At 69.0% G+C, this 21814-nt stretch carries 25 protein-coding genes; 10 read left to right on the forward strand and 15 right to left on the reverse strand.

Going from position 1 to position 21814, the window contains the following annotated elements:
• Window positions 1–91 precede the first annotated feature (91 nt).
• Window positions 92–964 (reverse strand): hypothetical protein, encoded by an 873-nt coding sequence (locus ACZ7CD_RS39680; RefSeq protein ID WP_470376213.1) that lies wholly within the window; start codon window positions 962–964, stop codon window positions 92–94.
• A gap of 248 nt (window positions 965–1212) precedes the next feature.
• Here ACZ7CD_RS39680 and ACZ7CD_RS39685 point away from each other — a divergent pair, with 248 nt between their 5' ends.
• A complete protein-coding gene (locus ACZ7CD_RS39685) occupies window positions 1213–1911 on the forward strand; it encodes a LamG domain-containing protein (RefSeq protein ID WP_470380999.1) in 699 nt (232 codons plus the stop codon).
• 140 nt (window positions 1912–2051) lie between these two features.
• Here ACZ7CD_RS39685 and ACZ7CD_RS39690 read toward each other — a convergent pair whose 3' ends face one another.
• Entirely contained in the window at window positions 2052–2333 is a 282-nt protein-coding gene (locus ACZ7CD_RS39690) for a hypothetical protein (RefSeq protein ID WP_470381000.1), read from the reverse strand.
• A gap of 216 nt (window positions 2334–2549) precedes the next feature.
• Here ACZ7CD_RS39690 and ACZ7CD_RS39695 point away from each other — a divergent pair, with 216 nt between their 5' ends.
• Together ACZ7CD_RS39695 and ACZ7CD_RS39700 are read left to right on the forward strand one after the other, a co-directional pair.
• Window positions 2550–2951, forward strand: a complete 402-nt coding sequence (locus ACZ7CD_RS39695) for an STAS domain-containing protein (protein WP_458432960.1) — start codon at window positions 2550–2552, stop codon at window positions 2949–2951.
• Window positions 2952–3291: 340 nt separating this feature from the next.
• Window positions 3292–3510 (forward strand): hypothetical protein, encoded by a 219-nt coding sequence (locus ACZ7CD_RS39700; RefSeq protein ID WP_360399978.1) that lies wholly within the window; start codon window positions 3292–3294, stop codon window positions 3508–3510.
• Window positions 3511–3525: 15 nt separating this feature from the next.
• Here ACZ7CD_RS39700 and ACZ7CD_RS39705 read toward each other — a convergent pair whose 3' ends face one another.
• From ACZ7CD_RS39705 to ACZ7CD_RS39715, 3 genes are all read right to left on the reverse strand, one after another.
• Window positions 3526–3723, reverse strand: coding sequence for a hypothetical protein (locus ACZ7CD_RS39705; protein ID WP_458432959.1), 198 nt, complete (start codon window positions 3721–3723; stop codon window positions 3526–3528).
• Between the two features lie 62 nt (window positions 3724–3785).
• On the reverse strand, window positions 3786–4637 hold the full coding sequence (gene pdxY, locus ACZ7CD_RS39710; RefSeq protein ID WP_360399972.1) for a pyridoxal kinase PdxY: 852 nt from the start codon (window positions 4635–4637) through the stop codon (window positions 3786–3788).
• 216 nt (window positions 4638–4853) lie between these two features.
• Window positions 4854–6635 carry an N-acetylglutaminylglutamine amidotransferase gene (locus tag ACZ7CD_RS39715; protein WP_470376212.1) on the reverse strand — a complete coding sequence of 594 codons (1782 nt, stop codon included), beginning with the start codon at window positions 6633–6635 and terminating at the stop codon, window positions 4854–4856.
• A 160-nt stretch (window positions 6636–6795) separates the two neighbouring features.
• Here ACZ7CD_RS39715 and ACZ7CD_RS39720 point away from each other — a divergent pair, with 160 nt between their 5' ends.
• Window positions 6796–8214, forward strand: a complete 1419-nt coding sequence (locus ACZ7CD_RS39720; protein WP_470372087.1) for an amidase family protein — start codon at window positions 6796–6798, stop codon at window positions 8212–8214.
• 9 nt (window positions 8215–8223) lie between these two features.
• Here the strand turns inward: ACZ7CD_RS39720 and ACZ7CD_RS39725 are convergent, their stop codons facing one another.
• On the reverse strand, window positions 8224–8526 hold the full coding sequence (locus tag ACZ7CD_RS39725) for an STAS domain-containing protein (protein ID WP_360399963.1): 303 nt from the start codon (window positions 8524–8526) through the stop codon (window positions 8224–8226).
• 33 nt (window positions 8527–8559) lie between these two features.
• Entirely contained in the window at window positions 8560–9516 is a 957-nt protein-coding gene (locus tag ACZ7CD_RS39730) for a PrsW family intramembrane metalloprotease (RefSeq protein ID WP_458432953.1), read from the reverse strand.
• Window positions 9517–9774: 258 nt separating this feature from the next.
• Between ACZ7CD_RS39730 and ACZ7CD_RS39735 the strand changes: the two genes are divergently transcribed.
• Entirely contained in the window at window positions 9775–10140 is a 366-nt protein-coding gene (locus ACZ7CD_RS39735) for an STAS domain-containing protein (protein WP_360399957.1), read from the forward strand.
• Window positions 10141–10151: 11 nt separating this feature from the next.
• On the opposite strand, the gene ACZ7CD_RS39740 is transcribed toward ACZ7CD_RS39735, so the two are convergent.
• Both ACZ7CD_RS39740 and ligD read right to left on the reverse strand, forming a co-directional pair.
• Window positions 10152–10715: an ATP-binding protein gene (locus ACZ7CD_RS39740; RefSeq protein ID WP_360399954.1), complete on the reverse strand. Its 564-nt coding sequence runs from the start codon at window positions 10713–10715 to the stop codon at window positions 10152–10154.
• A 116-nt stretch (window positions 10716–10831) separates the two neighbouring features.
• A complete protein-coding gene (ligD, locus tag ACZ7CD_RS39745) occupies window positions 10832–11827 on the reverse strand; it encodes a non-homologous end-joining DNA ligase (RefSeq protein WP_470381001.1) in 996 nt (331 codons plus the stop codon).
• A gap of 129 nt (window positions 11828–11956) precedes the next feature.
• Between ligD and ACZ7CD_RS39750 the strand changes: the two genes are divergently transcribed.
• Entirely contained in the window at window positions 11957–12346 is a 390-nt protein-coding gene (locus tag ACZ7CD_RS39750) for an STAS domain-containing protein (protein WP_360399948.1), read from the forward strand.
• 259 nt (window positions 12347–12605) lie between these two features.
• Here the strand turns inward: ACZ7CD_RS39750 and ACZ7CD_RS39755 are convergent, their stop codons facing one another.
• The gene (locus ACZ7CD_RS39755; protein ID WP_470381002.1) at window positions 12606–13349 is read right to left on the reverse strand and encodes an Imm1 family immunity protein; all 744 of its coding nucleotides are present in this window, start codon (window positions 13347–13349) and stop codon (window positions 12606–12608) included.
• A 357-nt stretch (window positions 13350–13706) separates the two neighbouring features.
• Window positions 13707–13949 (reverse strand): DUF6289 family protein, encoded by a 243-nt coding sequence (locus tag ACZ7CD_RS39760; RefSeq protein ID WP_360399942.1) that lies wholly within the window; start codon window positions 13947–13949, stop codon window positions 13707–13709.
• Between the two features lie 244 nt (window positions 13950–14193).
• Here ACZ7CD_RS39760 and ACZ7CD_RS39765 point away from each other — a divergent pair, with 244 nt between their 5' ends.
• A complete protein-coding gene (locus ACZ7CD_RS39765; protein ID WP_470381003.1) occupies window positions 14194–15021 on the forward strand; it encodes a S1 family peptidase in 828 nt (275 codons plus the stop codon).
• 206 nt (window positions 15022–15227) lie between these two features.
• Here ACZ7CD_RS39765 and ACZ7CD_RS39770 read toward each other — a convergent pair whose 3' ends face one another.
• From ACZ7CD_RS39770 to ACZ7CD_RS39780, 3 genes are all read right to left on the reverse strand, one after another.
• The gene (locus tag ACZ7CD_RS39770) at window positions 15228–17714 is read right to left on the reverse strand and encodes an SAV_2336 N-terminal domain-related protein (protein WP_470381004.1); all 2487 of its coding nucleotides are present in this window, start codon (window positions 17712–17714) and stop codon (window positions 15228–15230) included.
• Entirely contained in the window at window positions 17711–18565 is an 855-nt protein-coding gene (locus ACZ7CD_RS39775) for an AAA family ATPase (protein WP_470381005.1), read from the reverse strand. Before ACZ7CD_RS39775 ends, ACZ7CD_RS39770 begins: the two co-directional genes overlap by 4 nt.
• 188 nt (window positions 18566–18753) lie before the next feature.
• Window positions 18754–20004, reverse strand: coding sequence for a VMAP-C domain-containing protein (locus tag ACZ7CD_RS39780; protein WP_470381006.1), 1251 nt, complete (start codon window positions 20002–20004; stop codon window positions 18754–18756).
• 102 nt (window positions 20005–20106) lie between these two features.
• On the opposite strand from ACZ7CD_RS39780, the gene ACZ7CD_RS39785 reads away from it, so the two are divergent.
• Genes ACZ7CD_RS39785 through ACZ7CD_RS39795 form a run of 3 tightly spaced genes read left to right on the forward strand, consistent with a single transcriptional unit; the run spans window position 20107 to window position 20995 of the window.
• Window positions 20107–20445, forward strand: a complete 339-nt coding sequence (locus tag ACZ7CD_RS39785) for a pentapeptide repeat-containing protein (RefSeq protein ID WP_470381007.1) — start codon at window positions 20107–20109, stop codon at window positions 20443–20445.
• Window positions 20423–20770: a hypothetical protein gene (locus ACZ7CD_RS39790; protein ID WP_470381008.1), complete on the forward strand. Its 348-nt coding sequence runs from the start codon at window positions 20423–20425 to the stop codon at window positions 20768–20770. Before ACZ7CD_RS39785 ends, ACZ7CD_RS39790 begins: the two co-directional genes overlap by 23 nt.
• 42 nt (window positions 20771–20812) lie before the next feature.
• Window positions 20813–20995: a hypothetical protein gene (locus ACZ7CD_RS39795; RefSeq protein WP_470381009.1), complete on the forward strand. Its 183-nt coding sequence runs from the start codon at window positions 20813–20815 to the stop codon at window positions 20993–20995.
• 223 nt (window positions 20996–21218) lie between these two features.
• Here the strand turns inward: ACZ7CD_RS39795 and ACZ7CD_RS39800 are convergent, their stop codons facing one another.
• On the reverse strand, window positions 21219–21761 hold the full coding sequence (locus ACZ7CD_RS39800; protein WP_470381010.1) for an ATP-binding protein: 543 nt from the start codon (window positions 21759–21761) through the stop codon (window positions 21219–21221).
• Window positions 21762–21814: the final 53 nt, after the last annotated feature.

The raw sequence follows: 21814 nt of genomic DNA on the forward strand, positions 1-21814 counted from the left end.
CTTCTTTCTGTCGCAAGAGGAATGATCAACCAAGGGCTTCACTCATGATCAACCAGGGTCCCACCCAGCAGCTCAGAGGTTAAAACTCAAGCTAGGGTGCGACCGGGCGCTGCGGCACGGGCGAGCCCACCATCTCGCGCGGGTGCACGAGCGAGTGCTGCACCAGCCCGTCCAGCCGGGAACGCAGGAACGAGCGGTACGGGTTCGGCTCGCACAGGTCCGTCAGAGTGGTCACGGCCAGCGAGTGCAGGTCGCGGACCTCGCGGGCGTACAGCCGCACGGCACCGGGGGTGCTGGAGAGGTCCCGCAGCACCATCCTGGCGTGGGCGTTGCCGCCGGCCTCCTCGCCGAGCCGGATCATGTGCTGTCTGAGGTGCGTGCTCGCGATCTTGCAGGCGTTGGCGAGCAACAGCGGTGGTGTGCGGTCGTCTCCCGCGGAGTTCGCGGCGGCCTGATCGGCCAGCAGCCCGTACAGCCTCCCGAACTCGCGCCACCGCGGCCTGTCCGCGGCTGCGCAGGTCCGCACCGCCATCACCGCGTCGCGCGCGTACGCGTTGCTCCGGGCACTGGACGTCGAACCGGGATCGGCCGCCGCCTCTTCGAGGTCGGCGGTCCACGTCCGGCGAAGTTCCTCGGTGATGTCGAGAGAACGCAGGTAGGACAACGGCAACCGGGTCGCCGCCGCGCCCGTGCGCGTTTCCGCACCGGCCCACCACAACGACGACATGACCGACACCGGCATGGCCTTGTGCGGAGAACCTCCCGCTGCCGCCGCGGTGACGACCGCGAACAGCCGGGCGAACACCAGCGGCGACTCCACCTGCTTGAGGAGCTCGGCGCTCGACGGGGCAGCCCGGTGGTCGTTCGTGAGCCGCAGGTCCGCGTCAACGCACCGAACGGCGATGCGCAGGGTCTTGGCGAAGTTGCCGAGTGGAGGTCGGGAACGGTGCTCGGTGATGGGCATGGTGGATCCCGACTGCTCGACTGGAGGGGGAACGGTCAGTGCCGCCGACGGCGTGCATCACAACACGCGATGAACCGGCGGTGAAGTCCTGACCCGCGCCGCGTCACCTTCGGACCGATGACCGTGACGGTTCGGGCAACCCCGGCGGTGCTCCTCAGGTGGCCGGTCGTGCCGAATCCGGTGGCCGTTCGTGAACAGGTCGACCGGTTCCGCGACACCTGTGCTGCGATGGCGGTAGAGGAGACTCCATGGCGAACAAGCGTTGGAAAGCGCTCACCGCGGCGGCGATGAGCCTCGTGCTCGGGACGGGGTCGGCAGCCGCAGCGCCGTCCCTGGTCGACGCGCGAGCGGGGTACGTCGAGAACTTCGACTCGCTCGACCCGGCGATCTGGCAGTGCGAGCACAGCTGCCCGACCGTCACCGACGGTGTGGCCAGGTTCGAGCTGAAGGCCGGCGCCCCGCCTCGCACCGCCGGCTCCTGGTCCAAGGTCCGGTACCGGCCGCAGCGCTTCACCTCGGGCGAGTTCACGACCCGGTTCGCGCTCAGCCACCGCCCCCGGCAGCAGGTCTGGTGGGGCGCCGCGTTGTGGGACAACGGTCCCGCCGCGGACGGGAGCCAGTTCAACGAGATCAACTTCGGCTACACGACCGACCAGAGCTACACGAACACCCAGCTGCGCTTCGAAAGCGCCAAGCGCGGCAAGGCCGTCTCCCTCAAGGTCGACACCGGCGTCGACCTCTACGACGGCAAGTACCACATCGCGACGTTGCGGTACACCTCGTCGTACGTCGACCTGCTCTTCGACGGACGGCACCTGATGAGGATCACGGACCGCTCGGTGATCCCGACCGATCCGATGAGCTTCGTCCTCGGGCCGCGCCTCGTCGCCGGAGCACCGTTGACCGGGAACTTCACGCAGTCGGTGGGAGCCGCTGAGATCGGCTGACCGGCCAAGGCCGAGCAGTTGCACACCGTCGTGGTGCCCGGCCCACCGCAGCAAAGGGCTGGGCCACCGGGACCAGTTCGTCCACCTGGCGGTCCGGTCGGAGGTCGCCGACCTGGCGATGTGAGCGAGGGGATCGGCGGTCAGGGCTGGTCGTCGTCGCCCGAGGACGTGGGCCGGAACCATTCCGTGCGATGGGTGCGGTTGGCGTCGGCGACGTTCCCGGCGGCCGGCCCGCCGCCGTCCGGATCGACCACGGTGCCGCTCTCGGCGGCGGGGAGCCGGCGCCAGCCCGAGCAGCCGTTGACGCACGGGTGGTTCATCTCCGTCAGCACGAACGCGCCGTCCTCACCGGGCACCGGTTGCTGCCAGGTGATCGTGCCCGTGTCATCGCACAGGTCACAGCGGGGTTCGTGTTGCCGCACACCGCGAGCATCCACCAGATCGGCGGGAAGTCCGGTTTCGGTCACCGGGACGGGCGAACCAGGCGGCCTGAACACCGCGGACACCTGCCCTCCACCATCGTGTACCTGCGGTGGGCCGGGCCAGCGCGAACCGCTGATCAGTGCGAACCTGGGTCCCGGTGACGAGGTCGACAGCCCGTCCGGGGAAGGGTGGTCCAGCATGGCCGGCGGTGCACGGTGACGCACGCTCGACGCGACGGGATCTCAGACCTCACCATCGAGACCGTCGACCACGACGGCGTGCTGGTCGTGGCGCTCAACGGCGACATCGACATCACCAACGCCAGTCAGGTGCGCACCGCGCTCGAAGAGCAGCTCAACACCCACCCGGTCGGGATCGTGGTGTGGCTGGCGGTGGGCTTCCTCGCGTCGACGGGGCTGTCGACGCTCGGTGAGGCCAGCCGCCGGGCGCAGCAGGCCGGCGTCGGGTTCGCGGTCGTCGCGGCGGCGCACTCGGCGCGGCGTTCTCTGCTGGTCGCCGGCATGGACAGCGTCCTGCTCGTGCACGAGTCCGTTCCGCACGCGGTCGAGGCGCTGCGCACGGCGGCGGTGGCCGAGCGGACCGACCTCGCACACTGACGGCGCCGATCTCGACCGCCGTGCTCAGGTGACGGCCGGCCGCACGGCCTGGTCCAGGGGCGAGCACGTCGTGAGCACGCCGTACACCTGGCTGAACCGCAACGGCCGCAGCACGCTGTGGTGGTCCACCACGACTGCCGCCGCGCAGCGGTCACCTCGGGGCGTCGGCTCGCTGCTCGACCGGCAGAGGCCCTCCCGGCGCGTTGTCCGCCCTCACCGCCACGCCCGCCGGACAGGTGGTTTCGCTGTCCTGGCACGGGTTATCCGTGCGGGACGTCGAGCAGCCGGCGACATCGAGACCGCCTCGACCGAGGCGTGCGTTCACCCCACGGGAGTCGCCATGGCGACGAAGTCCTGCCCAGGCCGCGGAGCGGTCGTCACCTACCTCAACCCCGACGTGCTGCACCCGACCGTCTACCTGCGGGGTGTGGTGGTCGGACCGCACGTGGTGGATCCGCAGACCTCACACGTGTGGGTGCCGGTCCTGCGGCCCGACCGCACCATCTCGGTCCTGGACATCGCCAACATCGTCGCCGTGCAGGAACCCGAACTTCCCTGACCAGGCCGGCCGTGGTCAGCGCCGGGACCGCTTGTGCCGGACCAGGTCCGCGATGCCCTCCGCGACGAATCCGCCGGTGAAGCAGCCGGCCAGGATCAACGCCCAGGAGGCTTCCTCGATGAACACGAAGCCGATCACGTTCGCGATCACGAGCAGCAGACCGACGATCACGTAGTAGCGCGCGGAGTGCTGCCGTGGTGGTTGGTCGACCATCGGAACAGTCTCGCAACTCCGCCGGGCGGTCGCGACGCAGTTGACCGCCCGGGACGCCGGGCTCAGCGCACCTGCTCGGCCTTGAACTGCATCCGCGGCGTCGCGTAGAACTCCTGGGCCTGCACCAGGCGCAGCTCGCGCTCACCGGAGCGGTAGGTCAGGTCGATCAGGTCGAAGACGCTCGACGCGGTGCGTTCCAGCGCCAGCGCCGCGTCCTTGGTCTGGACGTAGTGGGCGGTGAACAGCGCGGCTGTGACGTCACCGGACCCGTTGGCCTTGAACGGCAGGTGCGGGGTGCTCACGAGCCACGACCCGGCGCTGTCCACGACGAGCATCTCGATCGTGCCCTCCTCCCGGTCGGGCCGCTCGACGCTGGTGACCAGCACGGTCGACGGGCCCATCGCGCGGGCGAGGTCGGCCGACGCCAGCGTCTCCTCGACGCTCGCCGGCTCGGTGCCGGTGAGGAAGCCCAGCTCGAACTGGTTCGGGGTGATGATGTCGGCCACCGGCACGACCCGGTCGCGCAGCAGCACGGGGATCTCGGGCGCGACGAAGCACCCGGACTTGGCGTTGCCCATCACCGGGTCGCACGCGTAGAGCGCCGCCGGGTTCGCCGCCTTCACCCTGCGCACCGCGTCGATGATCACGTCGGCGATGCCCGTGCCGCCCTGGTAACCGGACAGCACGGCGTCGACCTGCCCGAACACCCCGCGTTCCTCCACGCCGAGGAGGATCTCGGCCACGTCCGACGGCGGCAGGAGCGGACCGCGCCACGCGCCGTACCCGGTGTGGTTGGAGAAGTTCACCGTGGGGATCGGGACGACCTCGACCCCGAGGCGCTGCAGCGGGAACACGGCGGCGGAGTTGCCGACGTGGCCGTGGGCGACGACCGACTGGATGGACAGAACCTTCATCCGCCCACTCTAGAACGGCCACCTGACCAGCGCGGGGCTCCGGCCCGGCCGAGACGGTGTTGCGGGCGAGACGTCGGTCTCACGACGAACGCCTCCGCCCCGGCCACGGCCTGCGGGCAACGACCCGGGAGGACCTGAGCTCGGGGTCGACGGGGTCGGGCAGCTCCCTCCCGGCTGCCGTTGCGCGGGAAGACGTCACCGCGGCCGTCGGGCTGATCACCCGATGCCGTGCTGCTGCAACCACATCTCCAGCACGCCGAGGTGCCACAGCTCGTTCCCGCCGGCCTTGGTGGCCTGCCCGTTCGGGTCGGCGAGCAGGCCGTCCACGTACTCGCGGCGCAGCACACCGCGTCCGCGTGCGGCGGGGGAGGTCATGGTCGAGCGCAACAGGTCGAGGACCTCACCGTCGAGCTGGATGAGGGCCGGCACCGGGAAGTAGCCCTTCTTCCGGTCGACCACGTCGTGCGGCAGCAGGTCGCGGCCGATGTCCTTGAGGATGCCCTTGCCGTCCTGGTCGGACTTCAGCTCGGGCGGGCACGCGGCGACCAGCTCCACCAGGTCCTGGTCGAGGAACGGCACCCGCGCCTCGACGCCCCACGCCATCGCCATGTTGTCCACGCGCTTGACCGGGTCGTCGGGCATCAGCAGGTGCGTGTCCGTCCGCAGCACCGCGTCCAGGGCGGTGTCCGCGCCGGGGTCGGCGAGGTGGGCTGCGGCCAGGTCGCCGCTGACGTCACGGCCCAGGAGCCACTGCCGTTCCAGGACATCCGCGAGCTCGTCGTGCTCGAGGTCGTGGAACGCCTCGCGCAGGACGTCCGCCGCCTGCCGCCGGGGAGCACCGGCCGCAGGCTGGTGGTAGCGGTAGCCGGCGAACACCTCGTCGGCGCCCTGACCGCACTGCACGACCTTGACGTGCTGCGACACCTCGCGGCAGACCAGGTAGAACGCGGTGACGTCGTGGCTGCCCATCGGCTCGCTCATCGACCCGACGGCGTCCCGCACCGCCGCGGCGATCTGCTCGTCGCCGACGCGGAGCTGGTGGTGGTCGGTGCCGAACTTCTGCGCGATGGCGTCGGAGTAGGCGAACTCGTCGCCCTCCACGTCACCGCGGCTGGTGAACCCGATGCTGAACGTGCTCGGCCGCTGCTCCTCCGCGGCGAGCAGGGCGACCAGCAGGCTGGAGTCGAGACCGCCGGAGAGCAGGACGCCGACCTCCACGTCGGACACCGTGCGGCGGCGCACCGCGACCTGCAGCGCCTCGCGCACCGCCTGCCGCCAGTCCTGGGCCGTCCAGTCCGCGTGCTCGGGGCGCCGCGTGTACGACGGCTGCCAGTAGACGCGGTCGCGCGGTTGCTGCCCGCGTTCGAACACGCGGATCGTGGCGGGCGGCAGCTTGCGCACCCCGCGCAGGACGGTGCGGGGCGCGGGCACGATCGAGTGCCACGTCAGGTAGTGGTGCAGGCCGACCGGGTCCAGCTCGGTGTCGACCCCGCCGCCGGCGAGCAGCGCGGGCAGGCTGGAGGCGAACCGGGTCCGCCCGCGCGTCTCGGAGACGTAGAGCGGCTTGATGCCGAGCCGGTCCCTGACCAGCAGCACCCGGTCGCGGCGGCGGTCGAACAGCGCGATGGCGAACATGCCGACCAGGTGGTCGACGAACTCCTCGCCCCAGTGGTGGTAGGCCTTGAGGATCACCTCGGTGTCGCTGGTGGAGGTGAAGCGGTACCGGCCGGACAGCTCCTCGCGCAGCTGCTCGTAGTTGTAGACGCACCCGTTGAACGCCACGGCGAGCCCGAGCTCGTCGTCCACCATGGGCTGCGCGCCGAGGTCGGACAGGTCGATGATGGACAGCCTGCGGTGCCCGAGCGCCACCCTGCCCTCCGACCACTGCCCGGCACCGTCCGGCCCGCGCGACCACATGGCCCGCGTCATGCGCTCCACCGCACCGAGGTCCGGCCGGCCCGACTCGTCCGTGATGATCTCACCGGCGATTCCGCACATGGCCACTCCTCGGGTGTTCCGCTGACAAGGTGTCTGCCGGATACCCCGAATGCCGCTGATCATGATCCGGCTGTGGCACGGCTCGCGTGTGAGCAAGAGCACGAGCCCGTCGCCCGTTGGCAGGTTGACGCGGGCAGGCGGTGGGGTCGGCAATGGACCCATGGAACTCCCGGCCGCCGACCTCGACCAGGCGACCATCCCGCTGCTCGCACGCAGGATGGCGACCGGAGAGCTCACCTCCGCCGCCCTGACCCGCGCCTACCTGAGCCGCATCGCCGACGTGGACCGGCTCCTGCGCTCGGTGCTCGCGGTCGACCCGACGGCGGTGCGGCAGGCGGAGGAGAGCGACCGCAGGCGAACGGCCGGTCGCTCGCGCGGGCTGCTGGACGGCATCCCCGTGCTGCTCAAGGACAACATCGACACCAGCGGCCTGGCGACCACGGCCGGCTCGCGGGCCCTGCGCGTGCCACCCGCCGCCGACGCCGAGGTCGTCGTGCGGCTGCGGGCGGCGGGCGCGGTCGTGCTGGGCAAGACGAACATGACGGAGTGGGGCAACTTCCGCTCCCCGTGGGCCACGTCCGGCTGGTCGGGGGTCGGCGGGCAGACCGCCAACCCGCACGTGCTGGACCGCACCCCGTGCGGCTCGTCGTCCGGCTCGGCCGTCGCGGTGGCGGCCTCGCTGGCGCAGGTCGCGGTCGGCACCGAGACCAACGGCTCGATCGTGTCCCCGGCCGGTCACGCCGGTGTCGTGGGGTTCAAGCCCACTCCGGGCCGGGTCAGCACCGCGGGCATCGTGCCGATCACCGCCCGCAGGGACACGGCGGGCCCGATGGCGCGGCACGTCGTGGACGCCGCGATCCTGATGGCGGCCATGGCGGGCACGACCGCCGACCTCACCCCGGGCACCCTGCGCGGCGCTCGGGTCGGCGTGTGGCGCAGGACCGGCTTCGACGCCGACGTGGACCGGGTCGTGGCCGCCGCGGCCGGCGTGCTGCGCCGCGGCGGTGCCACCGTCGTCGAGGTCGACCTGCTCCACCAGGACCGCATCCAGGGCGCCGACCGTCCCGCGATGGTCGTCGAGTTCAAGCACGACCTGGAGCGGTACCTGCGGACCAGGCCCGGTGCGCCGCGCACGGTGCACGAGCTGATCGAGTTCAACGAGACCGATCCCGTCGAGCTGTCCGGGTTCGGGCAGGAGATCTTCCACGAGGCGGAGAAGACCCGCTCGCTCACCGACCCGTCCTACCTCGACCAGCGGCGCGCCGCGACGGAGTGGGCCCGCCGGTCCATCGACGAGGTGCTCACCGCAGAACGCCTGGACGTGGTCATGGCACCCACCAACGGTCCCGCGTGGAAGCCGTGCGGCAGCGACCCCGGCGGCCTGCGGACCGCGTTGCCCGCGGCCGTGGCGGGGTACCCGAACATCTCCGTCCCCGCCGGGTTCGCGGGCCCGTTGCCGATCGGGGTGTCGTTCACCGGCGGCAGCGGGGCGGACGACGCGGTGCTGCGGTTCGCGGCGGCGTTCGAGCAGGCGGCGAAGGCCCGCCGGGCACCGGGGCTGCTGCCGACGGTGCCGTGACGGCGGTGCTCAGTGCTCGAACATCCGGGTGAGGCCGGTGAGGCGCAGGAGCCGTTGCACCGGCGGGCTCGCCGAGACCAGCCGCAGCGAACCGGTCATCTCGACGGCCCTGGCCCTGCTGCGGACCAGGGCGCTCAGGCCGCTGGAGTCGCAGTAGGTGACCGCGGCGACGTTCACGACCAGGTGGTGCCGCCCCTCGTCGATCAACCGGTCCAGCTTCGCGAGCAGCGCCGCCGACCCGGCCGAGTCGAGCTGCCCCGCGACCTCCACGAAGGTCTGCGCCGCAGCCGTTCCGGTGACCCGGATCTGCACGGTGCACCACCTCCCTCCACGGTGGACCTTCGCTCAGCGCGGTGACCGGCCGGTCGGCCACCACCGGGCGTCGGTGGCCATGGGGTAACCCCGCACGACCACGGGCGCGACCTGCCGGCGCGACGCGCGCACCAGCAGACCCAGCCACAGCAACCCGATCGCGGAGATGACCGCCAACCCGGTCCACGTGACCACGGTGAACAGCTGCACCTGCGCGGGCGTCGGCTGCGGCAGGTACCCCTCCGCCAGCACCCGCTGGTCGGTCAGCACCAGCGTGATCAGCACAGCGATGGTGTTCATCGAGTCCCACAGGGCGTGCAGCAACGACACGCCCAGGTACGCGGCGAGCAGGCGCCCGGTCAGCAGGAAGTGGTCGCGGGTGCTGCGGGAGAACAGCACGGCACCGAGGATCGCGGTCCACAGCCCGTGCCCGAACGGGGCGAGCAGGCCGCGCAGCAGCTCGGTGGTGACGAGGTCCAGCACCGACAGGCCGTTCTGGGTGAACAACGCCGTCAACGCGTACCCGGCCGACTCGAAGGCGGCGAACCCGAACCCGACGCTCGCGCCCAGCACCAGCCCGTCGCGCAACGACTTCTCCCGCAGGTGCCGGGTCAGCAGGGCGAGCGCACCCAGCTTCACCGCCTCCTCGATCAGGCCCACACCGGCGAACAGCCACGGCGACGGGTGCAGCAGGTAGCTCTCCAGCAGCGAGGCGCCCAGCACGCCGAGGACACCGCCGACCGCGAACGTGCGGAACACCAGCTCACCGGTGACCTCGCCGGAGTGCCGGTGCCCGAAGGCCCACGAGACGAACGTGGCCGGTACCAGGAAGCTGCCCAGCAGCACGATCGTGGGGATCAGGTTGGTGTTGCGGGTGCCGAGCGTGATCACCACGGTCGCCACCCACAGGGCCAGCCCGACCGCGAACATGCGCAGCCACGGCCGTGAGCGCTTCCCGGTGTGCTGGTCGGCTGGTCCGGTGAAGGCCACGGGCCCCGCCCTTCGTCGGTCGCGAACACCTCGACCGGCCAGGCGTGCCGGTCAGTGGTGGTCTTCCCGCGCCACGCCCGGCTAACCGCCGCCGGAGCGACGCGTGATCTCGCAGGTCCGCCTGTTTCAGTTGTGGGTAACCGGGTATGCGCCTACTGTGGGATTTACACACACAATGTGCCTGCTCTTCGGGTAGTGGTTCGGACTGAAACAGGCAGCCGGGGCCGCACAGCATTGGCCAGCAGGAAGAGCACACCCATGGTTGCTCCGTCCCACGACGATGCCGCGCCCCTCACCGTCGAGGCGCACACCCGTGACGGCGTTCCCGTCCTCGTGCTCCGCGGCGAGATCGACCTCAGCAACGAGCACTCGCTCAGCGCGCGCATCGGCGCTCAGCTCGAATCGGGTTCGCCCGCTGTCCTGCTCGACCTGCGCGGCGTGGGCTACATGGGCTCAGCGGGCCTGCGGGTCCTGGTGGAGAACAACCAGCGGGCGGAGGACATGGGCGTCCGGCTCGTGGTGGTCGCCGACCACTCGGCCGTGCTGCGCCCCATCAAGATCACCCGGCTGGACCAGGTGCTGGAGCTGCACCCGGTGTTCCCCGAGCCGCTGCACCGCGCCTGACGCGTGCCGGCTCAGGCGGAGCGGAACGGCGGCTCGCAGGTGATGTCCGCCCACACCGTTTTGCCGTGCTCGCCCGAGGTGACGCCCCAGTCCTTGGCCAGCCGGTTCACGATGACCATGCCCCGGCCCCTGTCACCACCCAGCCGCGAGGTGCCGAGCACGGGGAGCTCGGGGGAGGCGTCGTCGACCTCGACGCGCACGAGGCAGGGTTCCTCCGAGCGGTGCAGGCGCAGCACGTAGGGGATGCGCCCGTGGTCGAAGGCGTTGGCCACCAGCTCGGTGACGATCAGCTCGATGTCCCCCAGCTCGTCCTCGGTGACGTCGCGCAGCACGGCACGCGTCCAGCGCCGGGCGGACGCCAGCTCACCTCGTTGACCGGTGAGCGGCATCTCGGAGGATCTCGGGCCGTCGTCGGTCTGCTCGCTGTGCCCCACGTGCCTCACGTCCTCGTGACAGGGGACGCTCGTCCGGCGTCTCGACCCGCTCAGCCTCGGAACGTCCATCATCCCCCCGATCACCCGGCCCAGCACGACCGTTCGGAGCATCTGCGCGGTGTCGCGCAGCGCAGCTCCCACCCACCGCTCCCGCGGTCGAGGGGCTGGTCCGGTCCGATCAGGCCCGGTGCGCCCGACGGGAGGCGTACCTCCGCGCAGTCGGCGCAAAACCCGGGTTGTCACATCGGTGCCGGTGCTCACTCCTCGGACGTGAGCACCACGCTGGACGGGTCCCGGTCGGGGCGCAGCCCGCGCCACGCCGGGTGCCGCAGGCGGCCGTCCGGTGTCCACTGCCGGAACTCCACCTCGCCGACCAGGTCCGGTTCGACCCAGCGGGCGTCGCGGGCGTGCTCGCGCGGCACCCCGGCCGGGAACGGGCTGGTGGACCGTTCCCGTCGTTCCAGCTCGCGCTGCAGGTCGGCGAGGACCGCCTGGCTGAAGCCCGTGCCCACGTGCCCCACGTACACCAGGTCACCGCGCTCGTCGTGGGCGCCGAGCAACAGCGACCCAATCCGGCCCGCGCGGTTGCCCTGACCCACCCGCCAGCCGCCGATCACGATCTCCCGGGTGTGGCGGAACGGCGTTTTCACCCAGGAGGGGGACCGGCGACCGGGCTCGTAGGTGGACTTGACGCGCTTGGAGACGATCCCCTCGAACCCGTACTGGCTTGCCACGTGCAGCACGTCCACCGGCTCGGTGTCCATGAACGTCGGCGGCACCTGGACGGCGTGGTTGCCGGGCAGGGCCAGCTCGGTCAGCTTCGCCCGCCGCACGTGGTAGGGCGTGGCCAGCAGCGACCGGCCGTCCAGCTGGAGCAGGTCGAACACGAAGTAGGCGATCCGCGGCCGGGTGTGCCGCAGCTCACGGACGCCGGGCGCGAACTTGTCCCGCTGCTGGAGCAGCCCGAAGCTGGGCCGCCCCTCGTCGTCCAGTGCCACGATCTCGCCGTCGAGCACAGCCGTCCGGTGCTGAAGGAGGTCGGGCAGGACGGTCAGCTCGGGGAACCGGCCGATGAAGTCCAGGTCGTTGCGGCTGTAGACCCGCACGTCACGGCCCTGGCAGTGCGCGACACCCCGGTAACCGTCCCACTTGAACTCGACGGCCCAGCCCTCGCTGCCGGGCGGGTCACCCGGTGTGGCCAGCATCGGGCGGATGACTTCCAGCGGCTCGCCCGCGGGTGCGGCGCTTCCCACCCGGCCACCTCCTCGGTCCGCCCACTGCCGTAGTCATGGTCGGTGAGAATCGCCCAGCTCGCAGGGCGACGCCGCGCTTCGTAAGATCGGCGGAACGGAACGACTGCGAATGACCAGGTGAGGTGTTCAGTGACATCGGACGAGACGACGTCGACGGCCAGCATGAAGACCAGCGACCACGACGGTGTGCTCGTCGCTGTCATCACCGGCGAGCTCGACATGGTCAGCGTCGACGAGGTGGGCGCGGAGCTGTTCGAGCACCTGGACAAGCGCCCGGCCGGCATGGTGGTGGAGCTGGCCGTCGACTTCATGGGCTCGTCAGCGCTGTCGGTGCTGCTCAAGCTGCACGCACGGGCGCAGAGCGACGGGGTGGGCTTCGCGATCGTGGCCGCACAGGCAGCGGCACAGCGTCCGCTGATGGCCAGCGCGCTGAGCCAGGTGCTGCCGATGGCCCAGTCGACGGAGGAGGCCCTGAAGATGGTGCGCAAGGAACCGCAGCCGAGCCAGCCGGCCGAGTGACCCGGCGCCGCACGTCACCGCGGAGGTGGAGCCGGGTCCACCTCCGTCCCGGTGGCTGACGCGGTGGAGGGCCTCGAACCTCGGCCCTGGGGACGCGCTTCACCGACGCTCAGCTGCTCGGGCATGCGTACGAACAGCCGACTCGCGCGGAAGGCTCCGCGTCACCTGCCGATGACCCGCTGAACCGGGCGATCTTGAACGCGAAGGCGACCACGTTGTGGCCCCCAGGCCATCCGGGCCGGAGATCGGTGGTCGTGGTTCAGAAGACGTCCGACTCCTGCCACTGCACACAGGTAGGGCGCATGCCGGTTTCAGCGAGCTCTTCCAGTGCCTCGCGCAACTGCTCCCACGCGATGGCAGCGTCGGCCGGGAACCGCGTTCGGGTGTCGAAGTCCACGAACAGCTCGGGTTCGTGATCGTTCACCGAACGGGCAGCCCGTGCGTACGAGCCCTTCGTCACCCAGGCTCGCATCACACCTTCAGCTGTTCCGCCAGCGGTGTCGTACCGCCTGGGGAGCTCGTGTGCTCGGTTGTCGGTCGGCAGGAAGTCGGTCGTTCCCATCGTGTGGATCGCTGCGATGCGGTGGGGCACGTCGAGGTCGAACTTGAGCTGGTGGTCCGGCAGGTCCAGGGGACCGCCGAGCGTGGGACGGTCCTTCACGCAGACCACTGTCGGGTGGAACTGCCTGTGCGCGATCACCTCGTCCAAGACGCGTTCGAGATCAGCGCTCGACTCCACGGTGACGGGATCGTCCGCGTCGTTCGTGTCGGTGAAGTACCAGAAGTTGAGAGCGTGCCTCACCTTGAGCTCCTGCCGTGGAAAGGTCGACGTGCTCGCCGGTGGCGACCCTATCCAGGCCAGTCGGTGGGAACCCTCGGCTCGCAGGTGCTCAGCGATCGCTTGATGCTCGCCCTGCGCGTCCGAGCTGCTTTGAACCACGTCGGAGTTGCCGTCCTGGTCCCGGTGTAGGTCGGCAGCCGTTCTCCCTGCCGGTCGGCCCACGACGACTCCGAGCGTGTAGCCGAAGTCGTGGCCGTTGACGAGCCTGGAGGCGCCGGCTGCCGTGAACGGGCACCGCCTTGCGTGACCTCCGTCAGCGACTCCGCCGCCCCGTGAGCGAGCTGGCTCGCCTGCACCAAAGCCGCGGTCACCTCGTCGGCCTTGCTCACCACCCGATCCAACTCGGCGGCGATCTCGTCCAACTTCGCCACGTGTGCCCCGTTCCCTTTCTGGCATCGTGGCACGGGGCGCCGGCAGTCGGCTCACCTCAAGAGCTGATCGGGCTTGGTCGTCGGGCATTGGGACGCCACCCGGACTCCGCGCGGGTCCTTCCTCAAGAAGATGCGGCCGACAGTCAGATCACACGTCGTTGCACCGCGCCTGCGTGAACTGCAGGTACCCGGACAGCTTGCCCGAACTGTCCACGCGACCCTGGCAGTCGATCGACCGGAACCCGTTGAACACGGTGTGCTCGCTGTCAGCCCAGTACTGGTAGAGGCAGGCGTACCCGCTCTTGCACATCGGAATCGCCTGCGCCTGTCCGGTGGGCACCAGCACGACACCGAGCGCGGTAGCGGCGACCAGCAGCATGCGACGGATCACGATCGCATCCCTCCCCCTGACGTTTTCCCTCCCAGCAGGGTCCCACCGCGAGCACGGGGTGAACACCACCGAGCGGGCCTCAGGGCGTTGCTGCGGCAGGTTCAGTCCGATGGGGTGGGGCAGTGCGGCGATCGGAGCCGGTGGAGCAGGCTCCACCACGAATGATCAGGCTGTCTGCATGGTTCGAGTCCACTGTGAACGGACAGGATTGTCCTTGTTCGCGTTACTCGGATGAAGGAAGAGCATGTCGAGACTGAAGTCCGTGCGCCGTGGAGCGGTCCGGGTGGCCGGGGTCGTGCTGATGGGTGCGTTCGCCGCAACGGCGATGACCGGCACCGCCGGCGCGATCATCAACGGGAAGGACTCCACCGAGAGGTACCCGTTCATGGCCTCGATCCCGTTGTCGGTGCCCAGTGCGGGCAACATCAAGGGGGTCTGCGGGGCTTCGCTGGTCCACCCGCGGTGGGTGGTGACGGCGGCGCACTGCGTCGACCAGGACACCGGTGCGGTGCTGGACGGGACCGTGCGCGTCGGCAGCGAGCGGCGGACGTCCGGGGGCACCGTCCGGAACATCGAGCGCGTGGTGCGTCACCCCGGTTACGAGGTGGCGCCGGGCATGCGGCCCAACCGCAACGACATCGCGCTGATCCGCCTCGACCGGCCCGTGACCCAGCGGCCGATCCGGATCGCCGACCGCGCCGGTGCGCCCGGCACTCCGACCCGGCTGCTGGGGTTCGGCACCACGGTCGAGGGAGCCGGTCCGGCGGAGTGGAAGTTCGCTGAACGGTTGCAGCAGCTCGACACCCGTCGTGGTGCCGAGTCCGAGTGCGCGCCCGGCTTCGCGGACCGGACCCGGCTGTGCACGGTCAGCCGCAAACCGGGTGCCATGGCGTGCTCCGGCGACTCCGGCGGGCCGCAGGTGCAGCGCGGCAAGTGGGGGCGGTGGGAGCTGATCGGCGTCACCTCCGGACCCGGTGACGAGGACGTGCCCTGCGCCAACGGTCCTGGCCTGTACACCAACGCGACCGCGTACACGGGCTGGATCCAGAAGACGATCAGCACCAACCGCTGATCCGGCACCGGGTGCCGCCACCGTCCCCTCACACGGCGGCACCCGGTGTTCCGCGGTCGGCGAGGCAAGTCTTGAAGTAGCTGAAAACAAGGCCCGCGGGTCAAGGACATTGAACTGCTTCACGCCGTTGGCAGGTGAGTGAGTACGGCGAACCTTCTGTGGATCAAGCGGTGACGAATGGTGTTTATTATGCTGTTTTTGAAACTTCACGGCCATTCGAACAGCCGGTTCTCCTCTGATGTGAAGTCTGGAGTGATAATATATCCCGTAACAACGGTGATTCGGGCAAGAATTCCGAAGGAATTAACATTGTCGAATCGTTCTTTCAGGAACTGTAAATTTCGATCGCGAAAGCGCGCGTCTGTCAGGGAGCGTATTATTCCGAGAGTTCCTTTGCCGTAGTTCCCGGTTAACACGGTCGCAGTTCGATGGGGGTTGAAAGGACTGGTGACGCGGAGCAGAAGGCCGACGTCTTCGTCCAGTGTGATTTTGCTTGTCTGGCTGTTGTTGTGTACTATTGATCTGAATTCACGTGACCCTGCGTAGAAGGCTCGGTCGCTGTTCTCCGTTGCATGCTGCGCCTGCCAAACTGGGCACGTGCTCGAATTCATGATGCGCTTCGTCAGTGGATTGAAGCCAACTCCTCCAAGTGTGACGATATGCCCCGAGTAGTGATCTGCATTTAGTGAAGCCGCACCGGTGACTGAAATGGAGCTTTCTGGATTGAGTGCTCTGATGTGTCCATGGACTTCGAAGAGCGCGTCCAGATCGAGGTAGTTGTAGATTTCCTGGTTGTCGATTGTGTTTTCTATGGTAGTTTGACGAGGGGCATCGCCGCAGACGATGGTGATGTCCTGGTGTCGCGGGAACAGCAACAGGTTGTCCGAGACAAACTCTTCATTTGGATTGGGCGGTGCTTCGCCAAGCGCGCGCAGTTCCATCAGAAGTTGCTCGTAGCGTTCTCTTTCTTCGTCAGAGAAGGAGGCAATGGTGAAAAGTCGGCCGCTCGTGGCCGACCGTCGGCACGCGAAGAATCTGGCCAGTTCTTCCAGTCTGCGGCCGGGTGGGATGACAGGTGTTGTCCGACTCTCCCATGATGCAAGCAGCGGGATCGAGATATCAAGTGCTTCGGCGACTTGTTGCTGAGTCAGGCGGATGCCTGGCCAGTTCTGCCTGCGCAACTGGCGGATTCGGTCCGCGAGGTTGGCTCGCAGCTTCGGCATGTCGACGTTCTCAAGTACGAACGGGGCTGGAGTGGCCGCTTTCGGCTCGAGCCGGTAGTCGCCACCGAGACGGGCGATTACGGACGCGGTCATCTGCCTGACGGAGTCCGGCTCGAGGTCGCGCCCGGAAGGTTCGGTGAGGACGCCTTCGATGTCAGCTGTCGCTTGGGCGGTGACCAGCTTGGTGCTCTGCCTGAGCACCGACAACAGGTCGTCGCGGCGGAGGTGGTCGTTGAGGTACGGGCGAACGCCGGGCAGGAAGTCGTAGCTTCCGGGCAATGAGCCTTTTTGCAGCAGGCCGCCCAAGAAGATCTCGGCGAGGTGTTCTTCGTCCGCTTCGGCCAACATCAGGTCACGGATGGCCCTGATCGAGTTCAGATCCAGATGAACTGCGGCTGACAGCAAGCACGCCAGCCGGAAGGCCGGCGGCGAGGCGAGCAGTCTGAACCGTCGTACCACTTCACCGGGGGACTCGGTCGTGAGGGATTCGGCCTGACCACCGCTGGGCTTTTCGAGCAGGACGACGTCAGTCCATCGGGACGATCCGCCGACGACGTTCGCCCACGCCGAGAGCCAGTTCGGGGCGAGCCGGGTAACGGGTACCGGAACCGCAGGCAGATCCCCCTCGTCGTCGCAGGGCCTGGTTCGCGTCAGCCAGTGGCGGTTCGCGGATCCTGCCGTGATCGTCTTGGCTTGTGCCCGAACCGCTCGAATCCCGGTGCCCGGCCACATCCGCGTGGGCAGTACTACACCTACCGCCACCGGATCGCCGGCGCCCCACCCGGTGATGACCTCGTACCTTTCTCCAGAGCGCCATGTGGCATCGATGCCGTCTGTGATGATGAGGATCGCCCGGCGGCGCGTCGGCTGGAATGCGAACTCGTCGAGGGTGTGCACCCGGAGTTCGCGAAACAGCCGCAGGGTGCTGAGGAAGTTGCCGAAGTGGTCCAGCTTGGGGAGCCACGGCGTCATCGAGGGACCAGTGTCAAGAACGATGTCCAGACTCAGCCACCGCTCGAAGGCCGGCCGCAAGACCGGACTCCAGATTCCTTCATCCGCAAAGCGCTGCACCGTCGCTGTCTCGTCCAAGACCGTGGTGGTCGCACAGGGGACCCGGCGGCCGAGCGGACGGAGTGCCCGGCCGATGGCGATTTGGTCGCCGGAACCCGCGCTGCGCCGCTGTGGGCGAACCGCTGTGCCACGAGCACGTGTGGCGCTGCTGGTTCGCCTGTCGACGGCAACGAGGTCTCGAACGGTAGGAGGGGACTTCGTCGGCGAGACTGAGGGGACAACGGGTTCTTTCGTGCTCGGCTGATCGTCACCGGTGACCGGTGCCGCTGCCTCGACCGGCCTGGGCACAGGCGAGGGTGCCGACGGCAGGTGGCCTGCAAGCCACAGCGCGTCCATCAACTCGCCGACAGTCGGCTCGATCCCTGCCACGCGGAGGACGGCCTCCAGATCGGAGATCATGCTCCCCCGGTTCCGGTTCGTGGTGCCAGGACCGCGTCAATCACCTCTTCGAGCGAAGCTGCCTGCTGACCGTTCTGTCGAGAGCCGGAGGTAGCCAGGTATATGGCGTTGAGCAGCTGGTCCGTGGTCAGCTCGGCCCGCTGGCCGCGGCGGATCATGAAGTCCGCGACCCGGCGACGGGTCTCCTCTGCCGCCGCCGGGCCGAAGTGAGCCTCGATTATGGACGTGAGCTGGTCGGCCTCCGGCGTCGGCATGTCCAGCCACAAGCATCTGCGCAGGAAGGCCGGTGGGAACTCCCGTTCGCCGTTGCTCGTCATGACGATGAACGGGAAGGCCTGGCAGACGACCCGGCCGCGGCGGACCCTCGCTCGGCCGCTGCGGTCCGCTGTCATCACGTCCACATCGGTGACCTCGTTCGGGAGCTTGACCAGCTCGTCGACTTCGAACTCTCCTTCTTCGAACACGTGGAGCAGGTCGTTCGGCAGATCGAGGTCGCTCTTGTCGATCTCGTCGATGAGCAGCACCCGCGGCAGGTCATTGGGGAGCAGCGCAGTGCCGAGGGGACCGAGGCGCAGGTGTCTGCCCACGTCGTTGTCGGGCACGACACCGGGAGCGTCACCCGCAGCGCCGGTGTCGTCGCGCACCTGTCTCAGCCGTTCTTCTCGAAGTCGACCGATCGGGTCGTAGTGGTAGAGACCGTCGCGCAGCGTAGATCGGCTCGTGATCGGCCAGCGCAGCACCGGACCGAGTCTCAACTCCTTCGCGACCCGGTACGCGAGGGTGGACTTGCCGGTCCCCGGTGCGCCGGTCACGAGCAACGGACGGCGCAGGAACAGGGCAGCGTTCACCATGTTGATCTCTTGCGGCGACGCGGTGTGTGCCTGGTCGAACGTGCCGAGGCGGCGTCGGCTGCTCGGGTCCTCCTCGTCCACGGCTGGCGTTCCGGGTTCGGCGGCGAACCTCCGCCATCCCGGTGGATCCGGAAGGTCATGAATCCCGTCGTGGGGCTTCCCGGAACCTCGGTAGATGGGCCAGGCGGTCATCGCTTTCCTTCCTCACGCGGCGCGAGCCAGTGCATGCCGGGTGGCAACCGGCACGGATCGTCCCAGAGCAGAACGAGGTCCCGCCCCGGGTGATCGAGCGGCGCGCTGGAGAAGCACGCCGCTTTGCGCTGCTTGTGGACAACCTCAGCCAGTTGGTTCAACGACCGTCCGCGCAAGATGCGGTCGAGCGCCCTGTCCGCGGGCCTGCGCAAGTCGGCATCCCGGTGCCAGAGGACGAGGGGAATCCCCGCCTCGAACGCCGCGGTCAGCACACGGCGCAGTCCTTCCTCTCCCGACCGCCTGTCCAACGTCACACCGAGGCACAGCGTGTCCCGCCAAGCGGCTTCGTCCGGCGGATCTCCTGTGTCGACGATCCGCACCGCGTGCTGGTCGTACCTTTCGCCGCGTTCTCGCAGTTCATGCCATTTCCGCTCCCACCGCGCGACCGCAGCGGACCCGACGTCCCGAGCCGACGGCCGCACGACCACCGGACACCACTCACCGAGTGCCATTTGCCGACCGGAGAGCTCAACCTGCACCTTCTCAACCTCGGCACCGAGCAAGCCGAGCGGCAGTCGAAACTCCACCATCGCCGGCGTGATGCCGAGGTCGGCGATCTCGGCCACCGCCGCGCCGACGCTCTTGCCGACATCCCGCCAGCTCTGCGGACCGGTGCTGGTGTGAACCCGCCGACCCTCGTGATCCAGGTAGGTGGACACGGTGACCTCGAAACTTTGACCCAGGTACTCGCGTTCCAACGAGACCTGGACGATGACCGGCCGCAGGCGGTGGTCAAGGGCGCTCAGCTTCTTGAGATCGATCGAGTACCGCGACCCGACCTCGTGCAGCCAGTTCCACAGCCGTTCGCGGGTGACCGCGTCGGGTCCGCTCGCCAGTCGGACGAGGAATTCGAAGAGCGGAAGCTCGCTCACCAGTCCGCGCAGCATCTCGACCGCCAGCCACAGGTCGTCAGGACACGGCGGAAGGCCCGAGGTGTGGATGGTGGAGGCGTAATAGAGGGCCGGAACCGACTCCGGCGACATCGCGCCGTCGAGAATGTCGCGCAGACCCTCCGCCTCGTCGTGGGTGAGCACCAGAGGAGGTGGTGCAGTTGCGGGGCCCGTCGCTTCATAGACGCGGATGTGCACTCCGCCGTTGATCGTGTCCGCCTGTACGGCTGTACCTGGAACGTCACCTTTCACGGTGTAGGTCGCACGCTCCAGCGGCGGATGGTCGTCATGAGGCACAGCACCAGTATCCCGATCACACTTCGGACCGACGAGTTGAAGTCCCGGCGCGTGCTGATGCTTCATGACCGCTCATAGGCACATGACGTGAGAAGGCCGGTCATGACGAACCTCCGTCATCCCGATGACTTGATCGGTACCGCGTTCACCTATGTCAGCCTGCGCGGGGCCCGGTTCACCCGCGCGGACCTGTCCGGTGTGGTCATGCGTGCGGTGGACGTGACCGGTGCGGACATCGACGCGCCGTGGTTGCTCGACGGGCGGAGTTCGTTGCTGGTCAACGTTGTGCCGTTGGTCGAGGCGGAGCTCGACCGGCGCTTTCTTGGCCGCGGTCGGAGGCTTGCGCAGGACCCGGACTGGTCGCGTGCGGCGTGGAGCGACGGCTGTGGACAGGGTTGCGGCGCCGCCGGAGGATGCCGTGGACGTGTCGGTGGACGGTGAGTGGTCGTTCGCGCAGATGATGCGCCACCTGGTCATGGCCACCGACACCTGGTTGCGTGGGGCGGTGCTGGGTGTGGAGGAGCCCTACCACTCGCTGGGGCTGCCGAACGCCGAGTACGAGACCGACGGCTACAACCTGTCGGTCTTGGTGTCGGGCACCGTGCTCTGCGAGGAGGTCGTGGTGGTCAGGGGCCGGGCAAATGGCGACGGTTCGCGACTTCCTCGCCCTGGTCACCGAGGACGGTCTGGGGGAGCGGCGCGCGAACCCGCGGCGACACCCGGTGATGTCCTGTCATGCCCGCACACCGTGCCTGAAGAAGAATGAGAACACCCACGACATCATCGAGACGCGCCGAGCCCCTGGGAGATGATCGCGGTGGACGCCTCCGCCGCGGCCAGAGCGCTGAACGTGCCGGCGTTGCCGTTCGCGGTCCTCGGGCAGGAGCTGCCCGAGGTGCGGCCCGTGCGGTTGTTCGGCGACCTGGACCGGCCGCCGTCAGCACCGTGGCGGAGGCGCTCGACGCCGCGGCGGCTTCCGGTGCGCCGGTGATCGCCGACTGCACGTCGGTGAAGTTCGTCAGCTCCGCGGTCATCGGGTTGTTCCACACGACGCACGCCCGTGCGCTGGAGCGGTTCGTCCTGGTCGCGAACACCTGCACGGTGCTGCGGCCGCTGGGGCTCATTGAGGAGATGACCGTGGTGCCGGACGTCGATGCCGCGCTGAAGTGCAAGAGCTGCAACGGCTCCAGCAGCCCGGACGGCAGGGGGAACGCTCAGGCCGGGATGGGGAGGCGCGCCCAGACGATCTTGAGGTCGTCCTCGACGCGCACACCCCAGTCGGTGCAGAGCCGCTCGACGATCTGCATGCCGTGTCCGCGGTACGGGCCGATGCTGGACATGCCGACCACCGGCGTGCGGCTGACCGTGGCGTCGCAGGCCTCGACGACGAGCTCCGCGCCGCGCTCGGGGTGTTCCTCCCTGCGCAGCACCAGCCGGCGGGGGTCGTCGGCGTGGTCGCACGCGTTGGCCGCCAGCTCGGTGGCGACCAGCTGCACGTCCACCACGAAGTCCTCGTCGTGGGCGACCAGCGCCTCGGCGATGCGTTCCCGCACCACCGACAGGTTGTCGCAGCTCAACGACGTGTCGATGGCCACCTCACCGGTGGTCTCGCCGGGGGTGGCGTGGCTCTCCGCGCGGGTGCCGGCCGCGGCCTGGTGGGCGAGGTTCGCCGTCGCGATCGCCGACGTGTACGGCTTGGCCCGGCCCTCGTCGGGGCGTCGGCTGGCATCGGCGTGCGCGGTACGTTGCTCGGTCACCCCGACCGGATGCCCACAGCGGCGGCCGGTTACACGGCGAGCACTTCGAACGG

This window comes from Lentzea sp. NPDC036949 (assembly GCF_055608075.1).